Origin of the sequence: Sphingosinicella ginsenosidimutans (assembly GCF_007995055.1) — a bacterium.
Taxonomy (GTDB): Bacteria; Pseudomonadota; Alphaproteobacteria; order Sphingomonadales; family Sphingomonadaceae; genus Allosphingosinicella; species Allosphingosinicella ginsenosidimutans.
Map to the genome: position 1 here is coordinate 1,029,272 of NZ_VOQQ01000001.1, position 16,103 is coordinate 1,045,374.

A 16,103-nucleotide genomic window follows, 5' to 3' on the forward strand; every position below is an offset into this window, starting at 1 on the left:
GATCGGCGCAGAGAGGGACGAGTGAACAGGCCCGACGATATCGACTCGCGCCCTTCGCCCGACGCCCGTCCGCGCGCGGCCGCGCAGCAGGGCCGCGGCCGGCTCAAGGTGTTTCTCGGCGCCGCGCCGGGGGTCGGCAAGACCTATGAGATGCTCCGCGAGGGCGCGAGCCGCCGCGCGGCCGGCGTGGACGCCGTCATCGGCATCGTCGAGACCCATGGCCAGGCCGAGACCGAGGCGCTGATCGGCGATCAGGAGATCGTCCCGCGCCGGGAAATCACCTATGAAGGCCGGGCGCTGACCGAGATGGACCTCGACGCCGTGCTCGCGCGTCGCCCCGCCCTGGTTCTCATCGACGATCTCGCCCACACCAATATCCCCGGCAGCCGCCATCCGAGGCGCTGGCAGGATGTCGACGAGTTGCTCGCCGCCGGGATCGACGTCTACGCGACGCTCAACATCCAGCATCTGGAAAGCCTGAACGACGTCATCACGAGCTTCACCAAGGTGCGTGTCGGCGAAACCGTCCCGGACACGGTGCTCGATCAGGCGGAGATCGAGGTCGTCGACATCCCGCCCGACGAGCTGATCGAGCGGCTGAAGGACGGCAAGGTCTATGTGCCGCACGAGGCCAGCCGCGCGCTCGCCCATTTCTTCTCCAGGTCGACCCTTTCGGCGCTGCGCGAACTGGCGCTGCGCCGCGCCGCACAGGCCGCCGACGAACAGATGCTGGACGATGTCGAGGCCAATGCGCTGGCGGGCACCTGGGCCGCGGGGGAGCGGGTGCTGGTGGCGGTCAGCGAGCTGCCCGGCGCAGACGGGCTGGTCCGCGCGACGAAGCGCCTCGCGGATGCGCTCCGCGCGCCCTGGACGGCCGTCCATATCGAGACGCCGCGCGCGCGCGCGTTCACCGACGAGGAGCGCCAGCGAGTCGCCGCCGTTCTTCAGCTCGCCCGCCAGCTCGGCGGACGGGTCTCCTCGCTGTCCGCGCCCTCGGTGATCGAAGGCGTGAAAAGGTTTGCCGAAGACAATCGCACGACCCAGATCGTGGTCGGCAAATCGGCGCGCTCGCGCTGGTTCGAGCTTCGCCACGGCTCCGTGGTCGATCGCCTGGTCCGCGAGACCCCGGGTGTCGCCGTCCACGTCCTGCCGCTCGACGAGCCGGCGGACCGCGAACCGCGGCCGGCGGGGCCGAGGCGCGGCAGCGGCTGGGGCCGCCCCGCCGGCTATCTCGTCTCCGCGCTCGCCGTGGCGCTGATCACCTTGCTCGGCACGACGATCTACGCGCTCGGCCACATCACCAATATCGGGATGCTTTATCTGATTCCGGTGATGCTCGCCGCGACCCGCTATGGCGTGCGGACCGGGATCGCGACCGGCCTGCTCTCATCGCTCTTCTACAATTTCTTCTTCATCCCGCCGCTGCACACCTTCACCATCCGGGATCCGGCGAACCTCATCACGGTGCTCGTGCTGATCGGCGTCGCGGTGGTCGCGAGCCAGCTGGCCGAACGGGTTCGCGCGCAGGCCGATCTTTCACGCAAGAGCGCGCGCCAGAATTCGGCGCTTGCCGGCTTTGCGCGCACCCTGACCGGCATCAGCTCGGGGACGGAGCTTGGCCAGACTCTGTGCGGCGAAGTATCGCGTCTGCTCGATGTCGATACGGTTCTCCTGCTCCCCGGCGCGGACGGCCTGAAGCTCGCCGCAGCCGTGCCGCCGGAAGACCGGCTCGGCACGATCGAGGAGGCCGCCTCGCAATGGGCGTTCGATCACGGACAGCCGGCCGGCCTCGGCTCCGACACGCTGACCGCGTCGGACTGGCTGTTCCATCCGCTGCGGGCGGGCGGGAAATCGCTCGGCGTCTTCGGCCTGGCGCGCGCGGAGGGCGGCGCGGCGATTCGCTCCGATCAGCTCCCCTTGCTGCTCAGCCTGCTCGACCAGGCGGCGCTGGCGCTGGAGCGGATCGGGCTCGAGGGAGAGATGGCCAGCGTCGCCCGGCTGAAGGAGCGCGACCGGCTGCGCGCCGCGCTGCTCGCCTCGGTCAGCCACGATCTCAAATCACCGCTCGCGAAGATCGTGAGCGTGACGGGCGCGCTGAAGGAGAAGGAGGCCGATCCGGCGCTGGTCGCCGCGCTCCAGGCGCAAAGCGCGCGGCTCGACCGCTTTGTCGCGAACCTGCGCGACATGGCTCGAATGGAAAGCGGCGCGCTGACGCTGGCGCGCGCGCCGGTCGACCTCGCCGACGCCGTGGCGAGCGCCGCGCACACGCTGAAGAAAGCGCTCGCGGGCCACAAGATCACCCTCGATCTGTCGCCCGAGCTGCCGCTCGTCGCCGTCGATCCGCCATTGTTCCAGCGCTGCCTCATCAATCTGATCGAAAATGCCGCCCGAAATGCCGATCCGGACACGCCGATCGCGATCGTCGCGAGCCGCCACAGCGACGGGCTCGACCTGTCGGTGATCGATCAGGGCCCCGGACTGCCGCCGGGCGGCGGGGCGGCGCTGTTCGAGCCGCTTGGCCGCGCCGGATCGGGCCGCAAGGGCAGCGGGGGCCTCGGCCTCGCCATCGTCAAGGGCTTCGCCGAGGAAATGGGCCTTTCCGTCGCTGCGAGCGAGCGCGAGGATCCGCGCGGGACGATCGTCACCATCGGCTTTCCCGAAGCCGCGCTGATCAGGCGGACGGGCGGGGCCGCGGCGCCAGGCGAAGCACCAGAAAGCCGGTAACGGCGGAGAGCAGGGAACCGGCAAGGATGCCGATCTTGGCGGTCTCGGCGAGGTCGGGCCGATCCGGAAAGGCGAGGGCGCCGATGAACAGGCTCATCGTGAAGCCGATGCCGCACAGCAAGGCGACGCCGTAGACCTGGAGCCACGACGCCTCCGACGGCCGCGGGGCGATGCGAAGGGCGACCGCCGCGCGCACCGCGCCGAAAATCCCGACCTGCTTGCCGAGGAACAGGCCCGCGGCGATGGCGAGCGGCAGTGGCGCGAACAGGCTGCCAAGGCCGAGCCCCGTGAGCGACACGCCGGCATTGGCGAAGCCGAACAGGGGAACGATCCCGAACGCGACCCAGGGGGCCAGCTGATGTTCCAGCCGGTGGAGCGGCGAGCTTTCCTCGTCGGTCGCGATCGGCACGGTGGCGGCTGCGATCACCCCGGCGACGGTCGCATGAACGCCGGAAACCAGCATCGCGTACCACAGGAGGACCGCGCCGATCGCGAACGGCCACAGCCGCCTGACGCCCGCGCGCCCCATCGCATACATCGCCGCCGCGATGACCGCCGCTGCGGCGAGCGCGGCCCAATCGAGCCGTGCGGTATAGGCGATCGCGATGATCGCGACGGCGCCGAGATCGTCGGCGATCGACACGCTCGTCAGGAACAGCTTGAGGCTCGCCGGCGCGCGGCGGCCGAGCAGCGCGAGGACTCCGATCGCAAAGGCGATATCGGTCGCCGCCGGGATCGCCCAGCCGCGAATGAGATCGCCGGAACCCGCGACCGCGATATAGACGATGGCCGGCAGCGCCATGCCGACGGCGGCAGCGATCAGCGGCAGACGACGGCTCGCCGGATCGCGCAGATTGCCCTCCAGCCACTCGCGCTTGATCTCCAGCCCGACGAGCAGGAAGAAGACCGCCATCAGGCCGTCATTCACCCAGAAGTGCAGATCGGTCGGCCCATGGATGGGAAGCGTTCCGGCTGGAAGATGCAGGAGGTGGCGATAGGCATCGCCCCACCCGCCATTGGCGACGATCAGCGCCAGCGCCGCCGCGCCGATCAGCAGCAATCCCCCCGCCGCCTCGCTGGCGAAGAAGTGACGCAGGGCCGAGGCGTGTCCTGTATCGTCCATCTCGGCGTCATGCCGGCCGCGGTGGGCTGCCGCAAGCCCGGCCCTTCCCTAGGCGGCCGCCGCCGCCCATATCGGGCGCGACCAATGAGGAGATGGCCATGTCGCGCCCGATGCGGATCGATTTCGTTTCAGACGTTTCCTGCCCCTGGTGCGTGATCGGGTTGAAAGGCCTGGAAGAAGCCCTGGCGCGGACCGGGGACCTGATCGAGGCCGACATCCATTTCCAGCCGTTCGAGCTCAATCCCGACATGGCGCCGGAAGGCGAGAACGGCGCCGAGCATATCGCCCGCAAATACGGCGCCACCCCCGAGCAGATGGCCGCAAACCGCGAGGTGATCCGCGAGCGCGCCGCCTCCGTCGGCTTCGTGATGGCGCGCGGGCCGGAGAGTCGCATCTACAACACGTTCGATGCCCACCGGCTGCTCCACTGGGCGGAGACGCAAGGCAGGCAGGCCGCGCTCAAGCACGCCTTGTTCGAGGCCTATTTCACCAATGACGAAAATCCGTCCGACCGCGCGGTGCTGGTCAAAGCGGCCGAAAAGGCCGGGCTCGACGCGAAGGCGGCCGGCGAGGTGCTCGACCAGGGCCTCTATGCCGCCGAGGTCCGCGCGGCCGAGCAGCTCTGGCGATCGCGCGGGATCAACGCGGTTCCGGCGGTGATCATCGATGGGCGCTACCTCCTCTCCGGCGGGCAACCGCCCGAGGCGTTCGAACAGGCGCTGCGCCGGATCGCGAGCGAGCCTGTCGCCTAAGCCATTCTGCCAATTCGACTCTTCCAAACCCGGCCGGCGGTGCTAGGACAGCCGCCATGCCGGATGACGAGGAGGATCGCATGAAGGCCCTGGCCGCGTGGATATTCGCTTTGGCTGGACTGGCCGCATCGGCCACGGCCAATGCCCAGCCCCGGCCCGCTTACGATCCGGCCGCCTTGTTCGCGCCCTTCGACATGGGCCAGGCGGTGAACCAGTATCGCTCGTCCAACGGCCTTCCCGGCCCCGCTTACTGGCAGAACCGCGCGGATTACGAGATCCATGCGAGCATCGACGAGCATGGCAACGGCCACGGCCCTGTGCTCACCGGCAGCGAGATCGTCACCTACACCAACAACAGCCCGGATGCGCTCGATTCGCTCTGGGTCCAGCTCGACCAGAATCTCTACCGCGAGAACAGCCGCGGCGCCTTTGCGAACGGCCGGCCGCAGCAAGGGACGAGCGAAGGCTATGTCCTCGATTCGGTGGAGATCGAGCAGGATGGCCATTTCGTCGCCGCGAACCACGTCGTCACCGATACGCGGATGCGCGTCGATCTCCCCGCCTTGCTCGCCGGGCATGGCCAGAAAGTGCGGATGCGCATCGCCTGGCACTTCACGATCCCCGGCGAATGGGGCGGGCGCATGGCCTGGGGCAATGCACAGGCCGGGCCGATCTACGATCTTGCCCAATGGTATCCGCGCATGGCCGTCTATGACGACATTCGCGGCTGGGACACGCTCCCCTACCTCGCCCAGGAATTCTATCTGGAATATGGCGATTTCGACTATTTCGTGACGGTGCCGGCCGACATGCTCGTCGCCGGATCGGGCGAACTGGTGAACGAGGCGGAGGTGCTGACCGCCGAGCAGCGCCGCCGGCTCGAACAGGCCCGCCACAGCGACGCGACGGTGATGATCCGGTCCCCGCAGGAGATCGGCGATCCCGCATCGCGGCCCCGCCAGGGCGGCCAGCTCACCTGGCATTTCCGGATGCAGAACACGCGCGACGTCGCGTTCAGCGCGAGCCGCGTCTTCGCCTGGGACGCGGCACGGATCAACCTCCCCGGCGGGCGCAGCTCGCTCGCCATGTCCTTCTATCCGGCCGAAAGCCAGGGCAATGATCGCTGGGGCCGATCGACCGAATATATGAAGGACGCGGTCGAACAATTCTCGCGCCGCTGGTTCCCCTATCCCTGGCCGGCGGCGATCAACATCGCGGGCCCGGCGACCGGCATGGAATATCCCGGCATCGTCTTCGACGGCATCGACGATGCCGGCAAGACCCTGTTCTGGATCAGCGCGCACGAGATCGGGCACAGCTGGTTCCCGATGATCGTCGGCTTCGACGAACGCCGCCATGCCTGGATGGACGAAGGCTTCAACACCTTCATCGACGTCTATGAGAGCGACGATTTCAACCATGGCGAATATGCGCCCAAGCGTGACGGCGAATATGCGCCGCACGGGGGCAATCCGGTGGACGAGATCCTGCCCATCCTCGCCGATCCCTCAGCGCCCCCGATCCTCTCGCGCGCCGACACGGTGATCGAGCGCTGGCGCCATCCGGTCACCTATTTCAAGTCGGCGCTCGGCCTCGTGCTGCTTCGCGAAGAAATCCTCGGACCGGATCGGTTCGATCGCGCCTTCCGCCGCTTCATCGCCGAATGGGCGTTCAAGCATCCCAAGCCAGCCGATTTCTTCCGCGCGATGGAAAGCGGCGCGGGCGAGGATCTGAGCTGGTGGTGGCGCGGCTGGTACGCGAACAACTGGCAGCTCGATCTCGCGGTGGACCGGATCGCGCCGGCCGAGGGCGGCGGCACCGAGATCGTGGTCGCAAGCCACGACCGGCTGGTGATGCCGGCGACGCTTCGGGTCAGCTTCGCCGACGGCAGCCGCCGCGACTATCGACTGCCGGCCGAAAGCTGGATCCGCAACGTCTCGACCAGCCTGTTCATCCCCGCCGGCCAGACCGTGACGCGGGCCGAGATCGATCCGGACCACCGGCTCCCCGATCGCGACCGCGCGAACAATGCACGGACGGCCTCCGCCGCGGCCGGCTGAGCTTGCCCCCATGGTCGCTGCGCCTAGATTGGGCGCATGGAGGCGTCCCGCTTGTGGGATCGTGACCGCGTCCGGTCCGCCGTTGCCGCGGCCCTGCTTCAGGGATTGCTGGCTTACGGCCTGATCGTCGGCCTTGCCGGCGGGCCGATCCGGAGCGGGATGCGCGAGCAGCTGACCGTCTTCGGCGTCCTGCCGCCACCGCCCCCGCCGCCCGAGGTCCGGCCGCCGCCCCGCCGCATCGTCCCCCCGCCGCGCCCGGCGGAGCGCCAGGCCGGGGGCGGATCGGCGCCGAACATCCGATCGACCCCCACCGAAATCCAGGCGCCGCCACCACTCCTCCCCCGACCGACGCCAGTGGTGGCGACGCCGGCGCCGGCCCAGGGCACCGACCCCACCGCCGGCCTTGCGCCCATCCGCGGGCCAGGCAACGGCGCTGGCGGCTTCGGCAACGGCACGGGCGGCGGGATCGGCAATGGCGCCGGGCCGGGCGAAGGCGACGGCGCGGGCGGCGGCACCCCGCCGCGTCGCCTCAGCGGACGGCTACGGGATTCGGATTATCCGCGCGGGCTTGGCGAAGCCGGGATCGAAGGCACGGTCTCGGTCGAATATCGGGTCGAGCTGGACGGCCGCGTCACCGACTGCGTCATCACCCGATCGAGCGGCAGCCGGCTTCTCGACGAGACCACCTGCGACCTCATCGAGCGGCGTTTCCGCTATCGGCCCGCGCGCGACCGTGCCGGTCGCCCGGTCGTCTCCTACATCGTCGAGAACCACAGCTGGATCGTCCATGACGAACCGCCGGAGCGCGGCGACTAGGGCTTGCCTCCGCGCGCATCGGGGCGTCAGTCTCCGCGCCGCCGAGACCGAGTCGATGCCAGCCAAGGGGGCCGCCGATGATCCGCAAGATTCTTCCGCTTTTCGCCTGTCTCCTGTGCGCCCTTCCGGGCCGTGCCCAGCCGCCGCAGCAACCGGATTTCGTGCGCGAGCGCGGGCCGCTGGTCGCGATCGAGCATGTGACCGTGATCGACGGCACCGGCGCCGCGCCGCGCGCGGGCCAGACCCTGCTGATCGATCATGACCGGATCGCGGCCATCGGCGCCGACGGCACGGTCCGCCTGCCCGAGGGCACCCGCGCGATCGACGGCACCGGCAAGACGGTGATCCCGGGGCTCGTCGGGATGCACGAACATATGTTCCGCCCGGCGTCGATCGACGGCCCGTTCATCGCCAACGAGATGTTCGTGACCTTCCCGCAGCTCTATCTCGCCAGCGGCGTCACCACCGCGCGGACCGGTGGCTCGACCGATCCTTATGGCGACCTCGGCATCAGGCGGGAAATCGAGGCGGGGCGCATGGTCGGGCCCGATGTCGATCTCACGACGCCCTATCTCGAGGGGGCCCCGCCGGCGATTCCCCAGCTCTATCCGCTGCGCGACCCGGAGGATGCGCGCGCGCTGGTCAGCTACTGGGCCTCGCTCGGCTTCACCTCGGCCAAGGCCTATATGAACATCTCGCCCGCCGAGCTCGCGGCCGCGATCGACGAGGCGCATCGCCACAATATGAAGATCACCGGCCATATCTGCTCGGTCGGCTATGAAGAGGCGGCGCGGCTCGGCATCGACAATCTCGAGCATGGTCCGTTCGGCGCGCCGGACGGAGAACTGGACGCCGAACGCGCGCCGGGGCTGTGCGCGCACGGCCCGGGCCAGAGCGCCGGCCCGGTGATCCGCAACATCGTCCAGAATGTCGCGCCCGATTCACCCGAAGTGACGCGGATGATCCGCACGCTGGTGGAGCATCGTGTCGCGATCACCTCGACTCTGGCGGTGTTCGAAGGCGGCGATCGGCCGAACCTCGAGGCGACTCCGCATCTTCGCGAGCTGCTCCATCCGGCGGTGTGGGAATGGGAGGTCTCCCGTCACGCCGCCCAGGCGCCGGCGGCCGCCTTCCTCGATCTGCGTCTCAGGAAGGAAATGGCGTTCGAGCGCGCGTTCGTCGCCGCCGGCGGCCTGCTGATGGCGGGGGCCGACCCGACCGGCGACGGCCATGTCATCGCGGGCCTGGGCGACCAGCGCAATATCGAGCTGCTGCACGAAGCCGGCTTCAGCGTCGCCGAGGCGATCCGCATCGCGACGCTCAACGGCGGGACCTATCTCGGCATCGCGAACGAGACCGGCAGCCTGGAAGCCGGCAAGCGCGCCGACCTCGTCCTGCTCGACGGCGACCTTGCGAGCGACATCACCGCGATCACCCGCCCCATCATCGTGTTCAAGCACGGCCTCGGCTACGATTCGCAAGCGATCTACGCGAGCCTCGCCGGACAGGTTGGGCTGCATTGACGGTGCGATCGCCCCATCCGGCCGAGCCGGTTGACGCGGGGGCGTCCGCTCTGGCACTGGAGCGCGCCGGCGCGGGTGTAGCTCAATGGTAGAGCAGAAGCCTTCCAAGCTTACGACGGGGGTTCGATTCCCCTCACCCGCTCCACCGATTTCCACGCCCATCGCCGCGATGCCCCGTCCGCGAGACGGGCCAGCCGTAAGTCGGCGCTGGTCTAGCGCCTCTTGAGCCAGGCGATCAGCTCGGCCAGCGGCACGAGCTGATTGAACGAGATGCCGCAGGCCCCGCCCTGCTGCCACCGCACGGTGCCGGCAACGGGACGGAAATCCTCTGGCGTCACCATGACCTGCGTATCCGACCCGATCGGCCGGTCGAACTCGATCTTGATACCGCTCTGGGAAATGTCGCGGGTGCGCACGCGATAGGTGCGCGCGCCGACGCGGAGCACGCAGGCTCGATCGACCTCGACGCGTGGCGCCCGCGCCTTCCAGCCATTGTCGAGCTGCGCCGGATTGGCGAGCAGCTCCTCAATATCGACTTCGTGATCGAAGGCGACGCCGGCATTGGCCTCGCGCACCCAGACGACCCGGCCCTCGACCTGCTGATTGGTCTTGAGCTCGACGGTCACGTGCTGGCCAGGCCGGACGCTGGAGTAGACATGCGCCATCAGGCCGCCCGCGGAGATGTTGCGGATCAGGCAAAGCTCGCGACGGCCGTCGACGAAGATCGCGCCGACGCGAAGAATCTTGATGTGACGATCCTGGTGCCGCCGGTCCGGCGGCAACGGCACATCGGCTGAGAAGGAGAAGCTGGTCTCCTCGACCCGGTCCTGGGCCAGCATCGGCTTTCCCCACACTTATGATTTGGCTTTCGCCTTCATTGTCTCCGGAAATGAGTTGATGAATGCTTATCGCCCGGACCGCTTTTCCCGCAGATCGGCGCCTTCACGGCTTGCTTACTTCTTCGCGCTAGGGCGCGGGGCGATGAACGCCGAAACCAAGTTCGCGCCGGACACGCGCTACGATCCCCGCCCCGCCTCCGCGGTCAGCACCGGGGTTGGCCTCATCGGGCTTGCCGGCCTCATCGCCTGGACCTGCGTCGCGCGCGCCTATGGCATGGAAGGGCCGCTTGCCGCGCTGACCGCGCTGCTCGCCTGCGGCGTACCCATGATCCTCTGGTCGCTGCTCGTCGACAAGGTGCATCGGCGCCCGTCCACCGGGATCGACTGGGATTCGCCGCCGCGCCCGCTCAGGGAAACGCTCGACATCTCGATTGCGAAGATCGCCGGCCTCTGGGGCATCTGGGCGATCATCGGCGCGGCCTATTGCATCGCGCGCTGGTATTGGGACGGCGCCTGGCTGTTCGCGATGTACGTCCTGGGCGTCGCCTCGATCGCGATGCTCGTCTTCTCGATCCCCTACGTGATCTGGCTCGACCGACGGCTGAAGGAGCCGAAGGACGGCGCCTGGCATTTCGGCCAGCTCCTCATCGGGCGCGGCGACCGAGCGGACCGCCAGGCGCTCCACGATTTCTGGCGTGCCTGGGCGGTCAAGGCCTTCTTCCTCGCCTTCATGATCTCGATCGTGCCGGGCAACTGGGTCGAGGCGATCCACCCCGAATCGGCCTGGGTCAGCGAGAATCCGGTCAATCTGGCGCGCTGGCTGATCAGCGTCATGTTCATGATCGACGTGAGCTTCGCGACGGTCGGCTATGTGCTGACCTTCCGGCCGCTCGACGCGCATATCCGCACCGCCAATCCCTATGCGGCGGGATGGGCGGCGGCGCTGATCTGCTATCCGCCATTCATCATGATGAACCCGGGCGGGCCGCTCGATTACCATATCGGCACGGCGGACTGGATCTACTGGCTCGGCGATGATCCGCTGATCATGGCGCTGGTCGGCCTGTGGCTCGCCTTCCTGACCGGCATCTATGCCTGGGCGACAGTGGCCTTCGGCATCCGCTTTTCGAACCTTACCGATCGCGGCATCCTGACGCACGGGCCTTATGCATTTTCCAAGCATCCGGCCTATCTGTCGAAGAACCTGTTCTGGTGGTTCGCGACCCTGCCCTTCCTCGCGACCACGGACAATGTCGTCGACGCGATCCGCAACACCGTCGTCCTCGGGCTCGTCAGCGGCGTCTATTACTGGCGGGCGCGCACCGAGGAACGGCACCTGATGGCCGATCCCGCCTATCGCGAATATGCGGCGTGGATGGAGCGCAACGGCCCCATTCCACGCCTGATCTCAAAGCTTACTCCGCGTCGCTTGCGTCATCGTACGACGGTTCGGATCGCGCCGGAACCGGGCTCGTCATGACACGCAGCCGGTAGGCGCCGGTGCCGCCCGATCCATAGGAGGTCGCGCGGACGATGAACGTGCCGCCATGTTCCGGCGCGAAGGTCAGGAAGGAATTGAGCCCGCCGCCGCCATCGTCGTCGCTCGCGGCCGGCTCGGCCCCGCGCTCATTGGCGGCATAGACCTTGAGCACCGTGTCGAAGGCCGCCGATTCAAGGCTGATGATCGCCCGGTGGCCATCGGGAATCTGGATCTGGTAGTCGTCGAACGGCGCGCCGTCGTCCGTCGGATCGTTCGAGGTCAGCGTGCCGTCATAGACCTGCCAGGTCGCGCTCTCGGTGCTGGTCGGGCGGGTCGCCGGCGGCGGCAGCGGCGGCGCGTTCTCGACGGTCAACGTATAGGCCCCGCTGCCGCTCGAGGCATAGGCAGTCACGCAGGCGATATAGGTGCCGGTCTCGGTCGGCGCGAAGGTGAGCCGCGAATTGGTCCCGTCGCCGCCATCGTCATCCTGGGCGAGCACGTCGCTGGCGCCGGAGCGCAGGATCCGCAGGACGGTGTCGAAATCGGCCGAGGCGGAGATGATGTAACGCTGGCCGGCACGAAGCTGGAGCCGCTGGCCGTCGCCGCATTGCGCCAGCGTCCCGCGATAGGTGCCGGTCTGCGCCACGGCGGGCGCAGCGAAGGTCAAGGCCGCGGCAAGCGCCGCAAAGGAAATGGCTGTTCGCATTGAATTCTCCCCTCTTCGAGGCGGCGAGTCGCCCCATACGCACGACAGACCGTGCAAAACCAGCGCTAGACCGTGCCAGCTTGCGCGGGCATGAACGCGCCTCGTTTCAGCGCGCGAACGCGTCCGTCGCGCGGATCAGCGCGTCGGTGATGCCCGGCTCGCTGAACAGGTGGCCGCCATCGGCGATCATGTGAAGCTCCACCTCCGGCCAGGCCTGTTTGAGATCCCAGGCGGTAACCGGCGGCGTGCAGCAATCATAGCGGCCCTGGACGATCACGCCCGGAATGCCCTTCAGCTTCGTCGCGCCGGCGATGAGCTGGCCTTCTTCCAGCCACCCCTTGTGGATCATGTAGTGATTTTCGATCCGCGCGATCGCGACGGCGAATTCGTCGTCGGTGAATTCCTCGATGACATGGGGGTTGGGGAGCAAGGTGACGGTCTCCGCCTCCCACTTGCTCCACGCCTTCGCGGCCTCGACCTGGGCGGCTCGATCGCTGCCGGTCAGCCTTCGCTGATAGGCCGCGACGATGTCGCCGCGTTCCTCCGGCGGGATCGGCGCGAGGAAAGCCGGCCATTTGTCCGGAAAGATTTCCGAGGCGCCCTTGACGTAGAGCCAGTCGAGCTCGCTCTGGCGGAAGGTGAAGATGCCGCGAAGCACCAGCTCGGTGACGCGCTCCGGATGGGTCTGGGCGTAGGCGAGCGACAAGGTGGACCCCCACGATCCGCCATAGACCATCCACCTTTCATGCCCCGCCATCTCGCGCAGCCGCTCCATGTCCGCGACGAGATGCCAGGTGGTGTTTGCCTCGAGGCTTGCATGGGGCGTCGATCGCCCGCAGCCGCGCTGGTCAAACAGAAGGATGTCGTAGCGCGCCGGATCGAACTGGCGGCGATGATCGGGGCTGCACCCGGCTCCCGGCCCGCCGTGCAGGAAGACGACCGGCTTCGCGCCCCTCGTGCCGCATCGCTCCCAATAGAGGCTGTGACCGTCGCCGACCTCCAGCCGCCCGGTCTCATAAGGTTCGATCGGCGGATAGAGGGTGCGGCGCTCGGCCATCGGCGTCTCCGGTTCGTTTCGTCGTCGGTGCGCTTGTCGCTGGGATGACGACGAAAAGTCAAATCGCCGAAACCGCTAGAAACTCTCTTCCTCGTAGATCCGGCTGATGTCGCCGCCCCATTCGCCCCGATAGCGCTCCAGCAGTCGATCGGCCGGCGTGCGGCCGCTGGCGACGATTTCGCGCAGCGGATCGAGGAAGCCCGATTCATTGTCGCCCGACGCATTGAGCCCGGCGCGCGCGTTGAGCCCCGCCTCGGCGATGGCGAGCACGCGCCGGCCGAGGTCGAGCAGGGTTTCGCCATCGGGCGTTTTCGCGGCGAGGCCCAGCTTCGGCACCGAATCGCGCAGCTCCTGCCGCCCGGAGAGGCCCCAATGCTTCACCTCGTCCCACGCGGCATCGAGCGCGCCCGAATCGTAGAGCAGGCCGACCCAGAGCGCCGGCAGCGCGCAGATCCGGCTCCACGGCCCGCCATCGGCGCCGCGCATCTCAAGGAAGCTCTTGAGCCGCACCTCCGGGAAGATGGTGGAGAGGTGATCGGTGAAATCCGACACCAGCGGCTTCTCGCCGGGGAGCGCGGGCAGCCGGCCGTCAAGGAAGTCGCGGAAGGACTGGCCGGCGACGTCGAGATATTTGCCGTCGCGGTAGACGAAGTACATCGGCACATCGAGCGCGTAATCGAGATAGCGTTCGTAGCCGAACCCATCCTCGAACACGAACGGCAGCATCCCGGTGCGGTCGGGATCGGTGTCCGACCAGATATGGCTGCGGAAGGAAAGGAAACCGTTGGGCTTTCCTTCGGTGAATGGCGAATTGGCGAAGAGCGCGGTCGCCAGCGGCTGGAGCGCGAGCCCGACGCGGAACTTGCGCGCCATGTCGGCTTCCGAGGCATAGTCGAGATTGACCTGGATCGTCGACGTGCGGAGCATCATGTCCAGCCCCAGCGTGCCGACCTTCGGCATATAGTTGAGCATGATCGCATAGCGGCCTTTCGGCATGCGAGGCAGCTCTTCGCGAGTCTTGTCCGGCCACATGCCGAGGCCGAGGAAGCCGACGCCGAGCTCGTCGCCGATCGTCTTCACCTGCATCAGGTGGCGACCGGCCTCGGTACAGGTCTCGTGGATGTTGCTGCGCGGCGCGCCGGACAGCTCGAACTGGCCGGCGGGCTCCAGGCTGATCGCGCCGTCCGGACCGGAGAGCGCGATGATCTTGTCGCCTTCCATCACCGGACTCCACCCGAAGCGGGTGAGCGCGTTCAGCAGGTCCCGGATGCCGCCCGGCTCGTCATAGGAGGGCGCGCGATGATCGGCGTGGCGATAGACGAACTTCTCATGCTCGGTGCCGATCCGCCATTCGGCGGCCGGCTTCTCGCCCTTGGCAAAGACGGCGAGGAGATCGTCGCGGCTTTCGATGCGGCGATCGGACTTGGGCTGGCCGATATGCGTGGTCATCGGGCGCGCTCTAGCGGCGCCCGCGCCCGCCCGCCAGCCGGTTTCGATCCGCCACCCGTCGCCCCACAGCCAACATTACAAGTTTTTCCGGGCTTTGCGCCCGCGTCGCGGGGGAGATAGGGGCGGGACATGAGATTCGTCCTGCTGCGCCTCGCCGCGCTCCTCACCTTCGCTTTTGCTTCGACACCGGCGCTCGCCTGGTGGGATTACGGCCACCGGACGGTGGCTCGGATCGCCTGGATCGAGGTGTCGCCCCACACCAGGGCCGAAATGTCGCGGCTGATGGCGCAATCGCGGCTGCTCGAAACGCCCGAATGTCCCGCCGCCAATGTCGCGGATCTCAGCGTCTGGCCCGATTGCATCAAGCGATATCGCGACCGGTTCAGCTATGCCTATTCGTGGCATTTCGCCGATGTCGACATCTGCCGCCCGTTCGACCTGCGCGCCGCATGCCGCGACCATGATTGCGTGACCGACCAGATCGCCCGCAACCTGCGCCTCATCAGGGATCACAGCGTTCCGGTGCGCGAGCGGCTGATGGCGCTCGCCTTCCTCGTCCATTTCGTCGGCGACCTGCACCAGCCGCTCCATGCCAGCGACCATGACGATCGCGGCGGCAATGACGAGACGGTCGCTTATGGCGCGATCGGCGGCCGGACCAATCTGCACAGCATCTGGGACGGCCTGCTCGCCGATCGGGCGATTTCGACGCCTCCCGGCGAGGCGCGCGGTCTCCTGTCCGAATTCACGCCGGACCAGCGTGCGGCGATGCGCGGCGGCAGTGTCGAGGATTGGGCGCGCGAGAATTGGGAGATCAGCCGCCAATCGGTCTACGGCACGCTGGTCGCCGATCCGTGCACGACCCCGATCCCGCGCGGCACGGTGATGGACGAGGCTCTGGTGCGGCGGCTGATCCCGGTCCTGAGGCTCCAGGTCGTCCGCGGCGGCGAACGCCTCGCCCGGATGCTGGACGGGGCGTTTTCGGCCTGAACATTCCTCCCCGTCGCCGAGGCGACGGGGAGGCAAGCAGACTTATTCCGGCACCACCGTCACGGCGCGGCGGTTCTGGGCCCAGGCGCTCTCGTCATGGCCGTCGACGGCCGGGCGCTCCTTGCCCCAGCTGATCGTCTGCATCCGCGCGGGCGAGACGCCGCGCGACTGGAGATAGTCGCGCACCGCATTGGCGCGGCGATCGCCGAGCGCGAGATTGTATTCGCGCGTGCCGCGCTCGTCGGCATGGCCCTCGATGGTGACGCGCACATTCGGGTTGCGATTGAGCCATTGCGCCTGCGCGTCGAGAACCGCGCGGGCACGATCGTCGACCGAATAGCTGTCGGTATCGAAGAAGACACGGTCGGAGGTCACGCTCTGCAGGAAATCGGCGCGCGAGCCGGGGACCGCGGCATTGCCGACATTCCCCTGATCCATCCCATTGCCCTGGTCGCCCGGATTCATGTCGCTCGGCGGCGCCGGCGGCAGCTGGTCGCGCCGCTGATGCGCGCAGCCCGCGGTCAGCGCCACGGCAGCGATCAGGGCCAGGCTCGTCATCTTCATGGTCATAATGTTCCCTCCTC

Annotated in this window: 13 protein-coding genes and 1 tRNA gene; 8 read left to right on the forward strand and 6 right to left on the reverse strand. The window is 68.1% G+C overall.

Going from position 1 to position 16,103, the window contains the following annotated elements; translation table 11 throughout:
• Positions 1 to 21 precede the first annotated feature (21 nt).
• Positions 22 to 2,724, forward strand: a complete 2,703-nt coding sequence (locus FRZ32_RS05080) for a sensor histidine kinase (RefSeq protein ID WP_243445196.1) — start codon at positions 22 to 24, stop codon at positions 2,722 to 2,724.
• Here the strand turns inward: FRZ32_RS05080 and nhaA are convergent.
• Positions 2,672 to 3,847, reverse strand: a complete 1,176-nt coding sequence (nhaA, locus tag FRZ32_RS05085; protein ID WP_147042495.1) for a Na+/H+ antiporter NhaA — start codon at positions 3,845 to 3,847, stop codon at positions 2,672 to 2,674. The genes FRZ32_RS05080 and nhaA overlap by 53 nt on opposite strands.
• 98 nt (positions 3,848 to 3,945) lie before the next feature.
• Between nhaA and FRZ32_RS05090 the strand changes: the two genes are divergently transcribed.
• The 5 genes from FRZ32_RS05090 (at position 3,946) to FRZ32_RS05110 (ending at position 9,143) form a co-directional block, all read left to right on the forward strand.
• Complete coding sequence (locus FRZ32_RS05090) at positions 3,946 to 4,599, forward strand: DsbA family oxidoreductase (RefSeq protein ID WP_147042496.1); 654 nt, start codon at positions 3,946 to 3,948, stop codon at positions 4,597 to 4,599.
• Between the two features lie 80 nt (positions 4,600 to 4,679).
• A complete protein-coding gene (locus FRZ32_RS05095) occupies positions 4,680 to 6,659 on the forward strand; it encodes a M1 family metallopeptidase (RefSeq protein WP_158635837.1) in 1,980 nt (659 codons plus the stop codon).
• Positions 6,660 to 6,695: 36 nt separating this feature from the next.
• On the forward strand, positions 6,696 to 7,475 hold the full coding sequence (locus FRZ32_RS05100; RefSeq protein WP_243445197.1) for an energy transducer TonB: 780 nt from the start codon (positions 6,696 to 6,698) through the stop codon (positions 7,473 to 7,475).
• Positions 7,476 to 7,552: 77 nt separating this feature from the next.
• Entirely contained in the window at positions 7,553 to 8,998 is a 1,446-nt protein-coding gene (locus FRZ32_RS05105; RefSeq protein WP_147042497.1) for an amidohydrolase family protein, read from the forward strand.
• Positions 8,999 to 9,069: 71 nt separating this feature from the next.
• A tRNA-Gly gene (locus tag FRZ32_RS05110) sits at positions 9,070 to 9,143 on the forward strand.
• 67 nt (positions 9,144 to 9,210) lie between these two features.
• Here the strand turns inward: FRZ32_RS05110 and FRZ32_RS05115 are convergent.
• Positions 9,211 to 9,837, reverse strand: a complete 627-nt coding sequence (locus tag FRZ32_RS05115; RefSeq protein WP_147042499.1) for a PilZ domain-containing protein — start codon at positions 9,835 to 9,837, stop codon at positions 9,211 to 9,213.
• Between the two features lie 142 nt (positions 9,838 to 9,979).
• On the opposite strand from FRZ32_RS05115, the gene FRZ32_RS05120 reads away from it, so the two are divergent.
• On the forward strand, positions 9,980 to 11,317 hold the full coding sequence (locus FRZ32_RS05120) for a methyltransferase family protein (RefSeq protein ID WP_147042500.1): 1,338 nt from the start codon (positions 9,980 to 9,982) through the stop codon (positions 11,315 to 11,317).
• Here FRZ32_RS05120 and FRZ32_RS05125 read toward each other — a convergent pair.
• The 3 genes from FRZ32_RS05125 to FRZ32_RS05135 all read right to left on the reverse strand — a co-directional run bounded on the left by FRZ32_RS05125 (position 11,253) and on the right by FRZ32_RS05135 (position 14,529).
• A complete protein-coding gene (locus tag FRZ32_RS05125; protein WP_147042502.1) occupies positions 11,253 to 12,023 on the reverse strand; it encodes a pre-peptidase C-terminal domain-containing protein in 771 nt (256 codons plus the stop codon). The genes FRZ32_RS05120 and FRZ32_RS05125 overlap by 65 nt on opposite strands.
• Positions 12,024 to 12,129: 106 nt before the next feature.
• On the reverse strand, positions 12,130 to 13,080 hold the full coding sequence (pip, locus tag FRZ32_RS05130; protein WP_147042503.1) for a prolyl aminopeptidase: 951 nt from the start codon (positions 13,078 to 13,080) through the stop codon (positions 12,130 to 12,132).
• 75 nt (positions 13,081 to 13,155) lie between these two features.
• A complete protein-coding gene (locus FRZ32_RS05135; protein WP_147042505.1) occupies positions 13,156 to 14,529 on the reverse strand; it encodes a glutamate--cysteine ligase in 1,374 nt (457 codons plus the stop codon).
• A 129-nt stretch (positions 14,530 to 14,658) separates the two neighbouring features.
• On the opposite strand from FRZ32_RS05135, the gene FRZ32_RS05140 reads away from it, so the two are divergent.
• Positions 14,659 to 15,519 carry a S1/P1 nuclease gene (locus FRZ32_RS05140; RefSeq protein ID WP_147042506.1) on the forward strand — a complete coding sequence of 287 codons (861 nt, stop codon included), beginning with the start codon at positions 14,659 to 14,661 and terminating at the stop codon, positions 15,517 to 15,519.
• A gap of 42 nt (positions 15,520 to 15,561) precedes the next feature.
• Here the strand turns inward: FRZ32_RS05140 and pal are convergent, their stop codons facing one another.
• Positions 15,562 to 16,089, reverse strand: coding sequence for a peptidoglycan-associated lipoprotein Pal (pal, locus tag FRZ32_RS05145; RefSeq protein WP_147042507.1), 528 nt, complete (start codon positions 16,087 to 16,089; stop codon positions 15,562 to 15,564).
• Positions 16,090 to 16,103 lie beyond the last annotated feature (14 nt).

Bases quoted from the DNA above. Each gene is read 5' to 3' on its own strand.
- FRZ32_RS05135 (WP_147042505.1), bottom strand. From the start codon at position 14,529: ATGACCACGCATATCGGCCAGCCCAAGTCCGATCGCCGCATCGAAAGC.
- FRZ32_RS05115 (WP_147042499.1), bottom strand. From the start codon at position 9,837: ATGCTGGCCCAGGACCGGGTCGAGGAGACCAGCTTCTCCTTCTCAGCC.
- FRZ32_RS05090 (WP_147042496.1), top strand. From the start codon at position 3,946: ATGTCGCGCCCGATGCGGATCGATTTCGTTTCAGACGTTTCCTGCCCC.
- FRZ32_RS05095 (WP_158635837.1), top strand. From the start codon at position 4,680: ATGAAGGCCCTGGCCGCGTGGATATTCGCTTTGGCTGGACTGGCCGCA.
- FRZ32_RS05120 (WP_147042500.1), top strand. From the start codon at position 9,980: ATGAACGCCGAAACCAAGTTCGCGCCGGACACGCGCTACGATCCCCGC.
- pal (WP_147042507.1), bottom strand. From the start codon at position 16,089: ATGACCATGAAGATGACGAGCCTGGCCCTGATCGCTGCCGTGGCGCTG.
- FRZ32_RS05105 (WP_147042497.1), top strand. From the start codon at position 7,553: ATGATCCGCAAGATTCTTCCGCTTTTCGCCTGTCTCCTGTGCGCCCTT.
- FRZ32_RS05100 (WP_243445197.1), top strand. From the start codon at position 6,696: ATGGAGGCGTCCCGCTTGTGGGATCGTGACCGCGTCCGGTCCGCCGTT.
- FRZ32_RS05140 (WP_147042506.1), top strand. From the start codon at position 14,659: ATGAGATTCGTCCTGCTGCGCCTCGCCGCGCTCCTCACCTTCGCTTTT.
- pip (WP_147042503.1), bottom strand. From the start codon at position 13,080: ATGGCCGAGCGCCGCACCCTCTATCCGCCGATCGAACCTTATGAGACC.
- FRZ32_RS05125 (WP_147042502.1), bottom strand. From the start codon at position 12,023: ATGCGAACAGCCATTTCCTTTGCGGCGCTTGCCGCGGCCTTGACCTTC.
- nhaA (WP_147042495.1), bottom strand. From the start codon at position 3,847: ATGGACGATACAGGACACGCCTCGGCCCTGCGTCACTTCTTCGCCAGC.